We start from the raw sequence: 9,337 nt of genomic DNA, 5'->3' as shown, positions 1-9,337 counted from the left end.
TGATCCGGAAAAGTGGAAACCGGTTTTCCGAAAAGATCATGCTCAAACAAAGAGATGAGATCATGATCCGATTCCGTTTAATCGGATCATGATCTAAAGACCAAACGGAGGGAAGAAGCATGACCGAATACATCGACGTAGATGTCCGTCCGATCCTGCGTGCAGGCGGCGAACCGTTCTCGGTCATCATGGCCGCACTCGAACGCCTAGAGGCAGGGCAGGGGCTCCGCCTTTACGCCACGTTCAAGCCGATCCCGCTATTCGCCGTCATGGCAGACAGAGGGTTCATGCATTCCGAGCGCGCGCTCGACGGCGGCGAATGGGAAGTTCTGTTCACGCCGACGGAGGCGACGGAGAACGCGGCCGCTCCGAGCGGCACGCCGAGCTTCGACAATTGGCCGGAGCCTGCTGTGACGCTCGACAATCGCGACCTCGATCCTCCTGAGCCCATGGTCCGGATCCTTGCGGCCGCCGAGAAACTAGGTCCCGGCGAGACTCTTTCCGCGCTGCTGCGCCGCGAGCCCGTCTTTCTGTTTCCGCAGCTCGAGAAGCGTGGATACCGCTGGCTCGGCGGGTTCACGCCTGATGGCGCGACCTACGAACTGACCGTGAGGGCTCCGTCATGACAAGCGAACTCGTCGACCGTATCAGGGACGCGCTGCGTGTCGTGATCGATCCCGAGCTCGGTCACAACATCGTCGATCTCGGCTTCGTCTATGACATCTCGGTCATCGGAGACGCCGTCCGCATCACGATGACGGCGACCACCCCAGGATGCCCCGCGACCGGTTTCCTGCAAGAAGGCGTGACCAGCTGTGTTGCGGAGGTGCCGGGCGTCGGCTCGGTCGATGTCGAGATGACGTTCGATCCGCCCTGGACTCCAGCACGTATCGATCCAGCCGTCCGCGCGGCGCTTGGCTTCGCCGCGGTCAACTGACCTGATCGTGATCCGATTAGACGAAATCGGATCACGATCTCATCTCTTTGTTTGAGCATGATCTTTTCGGAAAACCGGGGCTCCACTTTTCCGGATCATGCTCTGGGACAACGACATCCCCGGCAAGGCGACGTCGTATTCGCGGCACGCGAACAGGTGGGCAAAAGTTGCTCGGTCCGGCAATTTTGATCCGGTCTTGCCGCTATCTCGCAGTCTCAATTATCTGATTTTATTGCATTTTTTCATTGGCAGGCGGCTTGCAACGATCCCAGCGGTTGCGGCCATGACACCTGAAGCATCCCGGCGGCCGCCCGGATCCAATTGGAGATGATGTAATGGGTATCTTCGGCGCCCTGACCACGTCCGTTGCAGGACTGCGGGCAAACTCGTACGCGCTGGAAAACATTTCCGGTAACATCGCGAACTCGCAGACGACCGGCTTCAAGCGGATCGACACCAGCTTCCTTGACCTCATTCCCGACACCGGCACGAACGCGCAGCTTGCAGGCAGCGTGGTTGCGAATTCGCGCAGCACCAACACGCTTGCCGGCTCCGTTCAGTCGGCTTCGGTCTCCACCTACATGGCGATCAACGGCGACGGCTTCTTCGCCGTGCAGAAGCCGGGCAGCATATCTGACAGCCAGCCGATATTCGACGGCGTCAACCGATACACAAGGCGCGGCGACTTTACGCTGGATAAAAACGGATATCTCGTTAACGGTGCCGGCTACTATCTCGAGGGCGTGAAGATTGATCCGACGACCGGAAATCCCGCCGGAAGTACGCCAGAAGTCCTGAGGTTCCAGAACGATTTCCTGCCGTCGCAGGCAACCACCAAGATCGACTATCGAGCCAATCTCGCCAGCTACCCGCTGACAACCAAGCACCAAACATCAGTGCCAGGCTCGGAATTGCTGAGGCCTGCCGATTTCATATCCAATCCACGAACCCTTGGAACGGCCGCGACGCCGTTTGCCAATACACCCGTGACCGGTAATGCGCGGAACAACCTCGAGACGACAGCGAAGCCCATTTCCGCAGCAACGTCGCTCGTGAGCGCGGCGGGCACGGATTCGCTCACGGCAGGCTTTGCCAGCGGTGACACGCTGGTGCTGAAGACCACCACGGGCGGTGTCACGACAACCAAGACGATCTCGTTCTATACCGGAGCCGCGCCCGCGCCTGTCGCCGGAACGACCTTTGTCGATCTCGCCACCGCGACGGTTGGAAGCCTTTTAACCACCATTGACGGTCTTACAGGCAATGTTTCGCCATCACCGGTGTCCAGCGTGTCGAGCACCGGCGCGATCACCTTGAATACGGGTACGGCAAACGACTTCAGCCTTGCCGCAGGTTCTTCCGCATCGGCTGTCGCAGCATTTCAAGCGCTGGGCTTCTCGGGCACCGTTGTCGGGATGCGTGCGGGCGGCGGGACAGCCGGTACCGGCGTCGTCATTGGCAGCGACAATCAAGCCTTCCTGGATGAGTCGATAAGCGGAGGCGCGAGGACCGTGTATGACGGCAACGGCGCTCCAGTCAGCCTGCAGTTCCGCTGGGCCAAGGTTGAATCGTCCACCATGGGTGGGACGGATACCTGGAATCTATTCTACCAGGTCAATTCCAACGCGACCGGAAACACCGTTGCCTGGCAGAACGTCGGAACGGACTTCAAGTTTGGTCCGAACGGGCAGATGCAGCCGGTGGTCAGTCAGATCACGCTGGCCGGGCTTACCGTGGATGGTACCAGCCTGGGTAACGTCACAATGGCATTTGGCACCGGCGGACTAACGTCGTTTGCGGACACCAATGGCAACGTGCAAGTGAACCAACTGCAGCAGGACGGTTACGCCGCGGGTCAACTGCAAAGCGTATCGGTCAGCGACGAGGGACGTGTTGTCGGCACCTACTCGAATGGCCGCACCATCGATCTCGCGGAGGTCTCTATTGCCACCTTCAACGGCGCCAACTTCCTGAAGCGTGTCGACGGCGGCGCTTTTGAAGTGACCAACGAATCCGGAGACGCGCTCTATGGAAAAGGCGGGAGTATTTCTGGCTCGTCGCTCGAATCTTCGAACACTGATATCGCTGACGAATTCACAAAATTGATCGTGACGCAGCAGGCCTATTCGGCGAACACCAAGGTGATCACGACAACGAACACGATGGTCCAGGATCTGTTGAACGTGATGCGGTAATTGACACCGGCGCGCGCGTAACCGCTTGAGAGGAACTTGTCATGAGTCTGAATGACGCCCTCGCCATCGCCATGTCCGGCCTCCGCGCCAACCAGGCGGCGATGTCGCTGGTCTCGTCGAACGTCGCCAATGCGGAAACGCCCGGCTATGTTCGCAAGACGCTCGACCAGGTCACGTCCTATGCCGGTGCACATGGCAGCAACGTCGTCGTCGCCGGGATCAATCGTGAACTCGATCAATATATCCAGGCGCAGTTGCGCACGGAAACGTCGGGCGCGTCGTATGCCTCGCTTCGCTCAAACGTTCTGCAGCAACTGCAAAGCCTCTATGGAGATCCGGGTTCAATCGGAACGCTGGAGAGCGCATTTAACAACCTCACGACGGCGCTGCAGGCGCTCACCACCAGCGCTGACAGCCAGTCGGCCCGAATAGGCGTTCTCAACGCGGCGTCGACGCTCACGCAACAACTGAACTCGATGACGCAAGGTATTCAAACCTTGCGCGGCACCGCAGAGACCGGCATCAAGGACTCGGTCACGACGGCGAACAATCTGCTCAAGCAGATAGCGTCAATCAACAACCAATTGAAGGCTAATCCATCCGGCGGCACGTCCACCGATGCGTCGACCGCCGCATTGCTCGATCAACGTGACCAGTATGTGAATCAGCTGTCCGAGCTGATGGACATCCGTGTCACGACCAATGGCGCCAACCAGGTCACGGTTTTTACCGGCTCCGGCATCCAGCTCGTGGGTAACGAAGCCGCGACCCTGTCGTTCAATGCTCAGGCCACCGTTGGTGCAAATACGACTTGGAGCAGCGATCCCAATCAGAGCCAGCTTGGCTCCGTCATACTTGAGTTTCCGGGCAGTGGCGCGTCGATCGATCTCACGGCTACCGGTGCGATCAAATCGGGCAAGATCGCGGCTTATACCGAGCTGCGAGACAAGACGTTAGTCACGGCACAGAACCAGCTCGACCAGTTTGCTGCGTCGCTGTCGAGCGCGTTGTCCGATCAAACAACAGCGGGCACCCCGATAACGGGCTCGCCAGTCCCGGCCGGAACTCCTTCGGGGTTTGCGCTCGATGTCTCGGGCATGAAATCCGGCAACGTCATTCATCTCACTTATACCGATGCGGCGACCAATCAACAGCGCCAAATCTCCCTCGTGCGGGTTGACGACCCCCGCGTGCTGCCGCTGTCGAACGATGTGACGGCGGACCCGAATGATCAGGTGATCGGGATCGATTTCTCCGGGTCGTTCTCGTCGGTGCTCGATCAGCTCAACGCGGCTCTGGGCGGCAATGTCACGTTCAGCGGGACAAGCACATCGCTGAGCGTTCTGAGCAATCCCGCTTTCGCCCGGATCGATAGCGCCTCGGTTACGGTCACCAAGGGCACGAACGCCTTGAGCGATGGCAGCCCGCAGATCGATCTCTTCACTGACAGCGGTTCACCTTACAGCGGTGCGATCAGCGCGTCGGGATCTCAGATAACGGGTCTTGCGGGACGCCTGACGGTCAACAGCGCGCTGATCAATGATCCTGCCAAGCTCGTAACCTACGGGAGTTCGACGCCCGCAGGGGACACCACACGGCCCTCGTTCATCCTCAATCAGCTGAGCAACGCGACTTACACGTTTGGTGCGCAGAGCGGGGTTGGTAGTGCGAGCGCGCCGTTCAAGGGCACGCTGCTCAGCTTCATGCGACAGTTCACCAGTCAGCAGGGGGCAGATGCCGACGCGGCGAAGCAGCTTGCCGATGGTCAGAACGTCGTACTTAGCACGCTCCAGCAGAAGATGTCAACGTCCTCGGGCGTGAACATGGATGAAGAGATGGCTCATCTCTTGTCGTTACAGAACGCTTATTCGGCAAACGCGCGCGTGATGTCGGCGGTCAACGACATGTACAAGACCCTGATGCAGGTATTCTGAGGCAGCCATGACAATATCCGGGGTTAGTCAACGCACATCCTATATCGGCTCGGGCATTCTCGATTTGCGCAGTCAGCTTGATACGCTGACGCAGCAGCTCGCGTCCGGCAAGATTTCCAATACTTACGCTGGACAGGGGAGTGGCCGCAGCCTTGCGATCGCGCTGCGCGCGCAGATCACAGGGATAGGAGCCTATTCCGATACTGCGACCAATCTGAACACGCGCATTGGTGTCGTCAACCTTTCACTGCAGCAACTGGTGAAGATCGGGTCGGAAGTGAAGGGCGCCGCCGTCAGCGCAAGCACGGATCTCGACGATGCGGGCCATACCTCCGGCCAGAAGACCGCATTGCTCGACTTCACCGATTCAGTCGACATGCTCAACGCGAAGTCAGGCGATCGCTATCTGTTTTCCGGCCGTGCTACCGATACCGCGCTCGTGGCGTCGGCCGATGAGATCATGAACGGTCGCGGCGCGCAGGTCGCCGGACTGAAGCAGGTCATCGCCGAGCGAAAGATCGCGGATCTCGGTGTCAATCAGAATGGGCGCGTCGGCAACGCCATCGGCACGCCGGCAACGTCGGTTGTTCTCACCGAGGAGGACGCAACACCGGCGCCTCCGCAGCAGGCGCAGCCGTTCGGGATCAAGCTCACCGGCGTATCCACAAATATAACGGGCGCTACCGTCACCCAGCCCGTCGACCTGCCCGCGACCGTTCCGCCGGCGCCGCCGGCAACGCCGGTGCAGAAGTCCGTGTCGGTCGATCTTGGCGCGACCAATCCGAAGCCCGGCGACCAGGTCAAGTTCACCTTCACCATGCCGGACGGCACCAAAGAAGATATTGTCATGACGGCGTCGAACACCACGCCGCTCGCCGCCAACAGCTTCCTGATTGGGGCCGATCCCACCGCGACCGCGGCCAACCTGAACACGGCGCTCGGGACCTCGATGAAGGATCTGGCGAACGGTCCGATGGTGGCAGCGTCGGCGATGCAGGCCGGTGATAACTTTTTCGATCAACCTCCGCTGCGCGTCGGCACGACGCCGCTTGCCTCGGCCACGACGCTTGTGGCCGGCACTCCCGACAACACCGTGATTTGGTACAACGGCGAACAGAATACTGCTGCGAACGGTTCGGCGCGCGGATCGGCGGTAGCCCAGATCGATACATCCATCACGGTGCAGTATGGCGCCAGAGCCGACGAACCCGCATTGCGTTCGCAACTGCAGACGGTGGCAGTATTCGCGGCTGTGACCACATCGGCGACGGACCCCTATGCCAATGCCCAGGTCACCGCGCTCAACCAGCGCGTCGCGAACAGTTTGGCAACCGCCCCGGGGACCCAGACGATTGAAGATATTCAGGCGGACTTCGCCGGCGCGCAGGGCTCGATCAAAGCGGCCACCGATCGGCAAGTTCAAACCAAGGCGATGGCGCAAACGATGCTGGATTCCATCGAAGGCATCAATGACGACGAAGTCGCGACCAAGATCCTGGCACTGCAGACGGCGCTGCAGGCGTCTTATCAAACGACATCGATGCTTTACCAGATGAGCCTCGTCAAATTCCTCTAACTGCAGGCTTTCGGCAGGGCCGGCACGCGTGTCGTGAAACTGTAATATCGCGTCTTTAGTGTCGTGACATTCGTCGGCGTGGGGATGGATCTGCTGGCGTCCAACTTGAATCGTCAGCAGCCAGTGTCTTTCCGAAGCTTCTACTGCTGATCGGGCAGTGAAAATGCTTCAATCGGCCGATACGGCGGTTAGGTCACACCATAATTTGCAGCGTTGCTGGCTCAGTTATGTCGCCCCTTGGGCTATTGGACTTGCGCTGACCGGCATGATGCCGGCTGGACGACCGGTTCTGGCGCAGTCAGGGAGCGAGACAGTCGTCGATTTTTCGATCCCGTCGCAGCCGCTCGCCTCGGCGCTCGGCCGCTACGGCGATGCAACGGGCAATGAGGCGCTTTACGAAGGAGGCCTCGCGGACGGGCGACTCTCGGCCGACGTGCAAGGGCGGTTGACGCCGGCCGAGGCCTTGCAGCGCCTCCTAGCAGGGACCGGCCTCGTTGCCCGCTTCGTCGCCGAAGGCACCTTCGTCCTCGCGCCCGCGCCGCAGCACAAATCGAAGCAAGCGATGCCGGCTGCGCATCAACGCTATTATGCGCTTATCCAGGAGGATGTGCTCGACACCTTGTGCAGGCTGCACGAAGCGCGGCCTAATCACTACCGTCTTGTTACCGTGTTCTGGATTGCGCAAAACGGCGCTGTTGAAGATCTCTTGCGCGTGGGCACGTCGGGAAACGCGAGTACCGATCAACTGATCGATCAGACATTGGGCGGACTGAAATTCAGGGAACCGCCGCCGGCCGATTTCGTACAGCCGGTTCGCCTGTTGTTCGTGCCGCAAGGCCCTGGTGTGAATCCTGGCTGCGCAACCGCGGACGCTCGCCTGCGCGCTCATGGAGCCGCGCCTTGAACGAGACCCCGTTGGCGATCATGCGCAGGCTGTTTATCGACGGCTATGACGATCTGAAAAAGCGACTGACCCTGCGCCTGGGCTCGGCCGACCTCGCGGGCGAGGCCATGCATGATACGTGGTTGCGTCTGGCACGGCTGGAGCCGGCCGGCGCGGTCCAACGTCCCGAGCATTATCTTTTTCGCGCCGCCTTGAATGCGGCCGACGATCGACGCCGCCGCGAGAAGCGCCACAGCCGCAACGTCGAGCTGGATGACGCTTTGGAGATTCCAGACGGGCAGCCGACGGCGGAGGAGGAGCTGATCGCCCGATCGGAGCTTGCGGCGTTCGAGACGATCATGGCAGAACTTCCGCCGCGTCGGCGCGCGATTTTTCTGGCGGCGCGTGTCGGCAATGTCCCTCGCCAGGTCATTGCCGACCAGATGAGGATTTCGCGACGACTGGTTGCCAGAGAGCTGATGCTGGCGCACAAGCATTGTCTGTCGCGCTGGAAAGAGTTGATGGAATAGCGTTGCCGTTTCGGCCTCCCAGAACCGTCTTAGTATAGAGAACTATGAAGATTGCGAGCCGTACCCTAGGGCGTCGTGCGGAGATAAGCGCGGTAGTGCGATGAGCAAAGAGCATGGCCAAGGGCCAGATCTCAGCCGCATCGAGCATGAAGCCGTCGGTTGGGTCCAAAAGGTCGCGTCTGGAGAAGCGACGCCGGAGGAATTGCAGGCGGCGCTGGCTTGGCGTGTGCAGAGCCCGCTTCATGCCAAAGCCTATGAGGACGCGGAGCGCGTCTGGAACAGGATGGGCGTGGTTGGCCGTGCGCAGCACGGCCGCGACATGGACTTTGTGGGTCCCCTGAAGGAGTTCGGGCAGCGCAAAGCGGCGCTGAACCGTCGCATGATGTTGGGTGGCGGCGCGGCCGTGATCGGAGCCGCGGCCGTCTACGGCGTGGTGAATCCGCCGCTTGGTCTGTGGCCATCGCTTTCGGAACTGCGGGCCGATTTTCGCACCGGCACCGGCCAACAACAGACGATCCGCTTTGTTGAAGCCGTTGCGATCGACCTGAATACACAGACGAGTCTTGCGATCCGTCCGGCGACCGCGCGGGAGGATTGCATCGAGTTGCTTGCCGGGGAAGCATCGTTTGCGACGCAGGGGCGTCTGGCGCGGTCACTGGCCGTGTTTGCCGCAAATGGAAAGACGGTGAGTGATTCCGGCCGGTTTGATGTCCGCCACATTGCGACCAGCGATCATGCCGTGGTCAACGTGACTTGTTTCGAGGGCCAATTGCGGATCGAATTTCGCGATGATGTCGCTGAGCTTCGTCCGGGACAACGGGTCCGGTATGACGGCGTCGGCTTGAGCGAGATCGGTACGGTCGATCTGGCGGTCGAATCGGAATGGCGGCGGGGCGTTGTCGAGTTCCGCAGCACGCCGCTTGCGGATGCGGTCGAGGAAATGAACCGATATCGGCCGGGCCGCATCATCCTCGTGAACCCTGCGCTAGGGCGAAGACTGCTTAGCGGCCGCTTCCGGATCGACCAGATGGAGCGGGTGTTGCTGCAGCTCGATCACACTTTTCAGGCGAAGCTTCAACGCCTTCCAGGCGGAATCGTCCTGCTGAGCTGACCACTCCGCATTTTTTTAAGAATTTCTTCCCCCGACGTTGCTCAACCTGCGGGGTCACTCAGTCTCCCTCAATGAGAGCCAATTTTGTCGAGGCGGCAGCGTCATCGCGCTGCTGCGTCGGTCGTCCATTGTCGGCTGAAGGAATCGCCCGATGTCCGCCCTAGCAGTTTC

The 9,337-nt window shown here is 60.4% G+C and carries 8 protein-coding genes; all 8 read left to right on the top strand.

From position 1 onward, the window contains the following. Positions 1-119: 119 nt before the first annotated feature. Entirely contained in the window at positions 120-626 is a 507-nt protein-coding gene (locus tag AAFX91_RS19195) for a DUF2249 domain-containing protein (RefSeq protein ID WP_130577327.1), read from the top strand. Continuing rightward, entirely contained in the window at positions 623-937 is a 315-nt protein-coding gene (locus tag AAFX91_RS19190) for a metal-sulfur cluster assembly factor (RefSeq protein WP_130577328.1), read from the top strand. Before AAFX91_RS19195 ends, AAFX91_RS19190 begins: the two co-directional genes overlap by 4 nt. A gap of 335 nt (positions 938-1,272) precedes the next feature. Beyond that, positions 1,273-3,132: a flagellar hook-basal body complex protein gene (locus AAFX91_RS19185; RefSeq protein WP_394567451.1), complete on the top strand. Its 1,860-nt coding sequence runs from the start codon at positions 1,273-1,275 to the stop codon at positions 3,130-3,132. Positions 3,133-3,173: 41 nt separating this feature from the next. Further along, positions 3,174-5,066, top strand: a complete 1,893-nt coding sequence (flgK, locus tag AAFX91_RS19180) for a flagellar hook-associated protein FlgK (RefSeq protein ID WP_394567450.1) — start codon at positions 3,174-3,176, stop codon at positions 5,064-5,066. Positions 5,067-5,073: 7 nt separating this feature from the next. Further along, positions 5,074-6,642 (top strand): flagellar biosynthesis protein FlgL, encoded by a 1,569-nt coding sequence (locus AAFX91_RS19175; RefSeq protein WP_394567449.1) that lies wholly within the window; start codon positions 5,074-5,076, stop codon positions 6,640-6,642. A gap of 163 nt (positions 6,643-6,805) precedes the next feature. Beyond that, positions 6,806-7,546, top strand: a complete 741-nt coding sequence (locus tag AAFX91_RS19170; RefSeq protein WP_394567448.1) for an STN domain-containing protein — start codon at positions 6,806-6,808, stop codon at positions 7,544-7,546. Then, entirely contained in the window at positions 7,543-8,055 is a 513-nt protein-coding gene (locus AAFX91_RS19165; protein WP_394567447.1) for an RNA polymerase sigma factor, read from the top strand. Before AAFX91_RS19170 ends, AAFX91_RS19165 begins: the two co-directional genes overlap by 4 nt. Positions 8,056-8,155: 100 nt before the next feature. After that, on the top strand, positions 8,156-9,166 hold the full coding sequence (locus AAFX91_RS19160) for a FecR family protein (RefSeq protein WP_394567446.1): 1,011 nt from the start codon (positions 8,156-8,158) through the stop codon (positions 9,164-9,166). Positions 9,167-9,337 lie beyond the last annotated feature (171 nt).

This window comes from Bradyrhizobium sp. 31Argb (assembly GCF_043638955.1).
Lineage (GTDB): Bacteria > Pseudomonadota > Alphaproteobacteria > Rhizobiales > Xanthobacteraceae > Bradyrhizobium.
The sequence above is the reverse complement of the archived record's forward strand: the minus strand, read 5'-3'. Positions and strand labels throughout refer to the sequence as shown.

Coding starts and splice junctions, on each gene's coding strand:
- AAFX91_RS19195 (WP_130577327.1), top strand. CDS start 120: ATGACCGAATACATCGACGTAGATGTCCGTCCGATCCTGCGTGCAGGC.
- AAFX91_RS19190 (WP_130577328.1), top strand. CDS start 623: ATGACAAGCGAACTCGTCGACCGTATCAGGGACGCGCTGCGTGTCGTG.
- AAFX91_RS19185 (WP_394567451.1), top strand. CDS start 1,273: ATGGGTATCTTCGGCGCCCTGACCACGTCCGTTGCAGGACTGCGGGCA.
- flgK (WP_394567450.1), top strand. CDS start 3,174: ATGAGTCTGAATGACGCCCTCGCCATCGCCATGTCCGGCCTCCGCGCC.
- AAFX91_RS19175 (WP_394567449.1), top strand. CDS start 5,074: ATGACAATATCCGGGGTTAGTCAACGCACATCCTATATCGGCTCGGGC.
- AAFX91_RS19170 (WP_394567448.1), top strand. CDS start 6,806: ATGCTTCAATCGGCCGATACGGCGGTTAGGTCACACCATAATTTGCAG.
- AAFX91_RS19160 (WP_394567446.1), top strand. CDS start 8,156: ATGAGCAAAGAGCATGGCCAAGGGCCAGATCTCAGCCGCATCGAGCAT.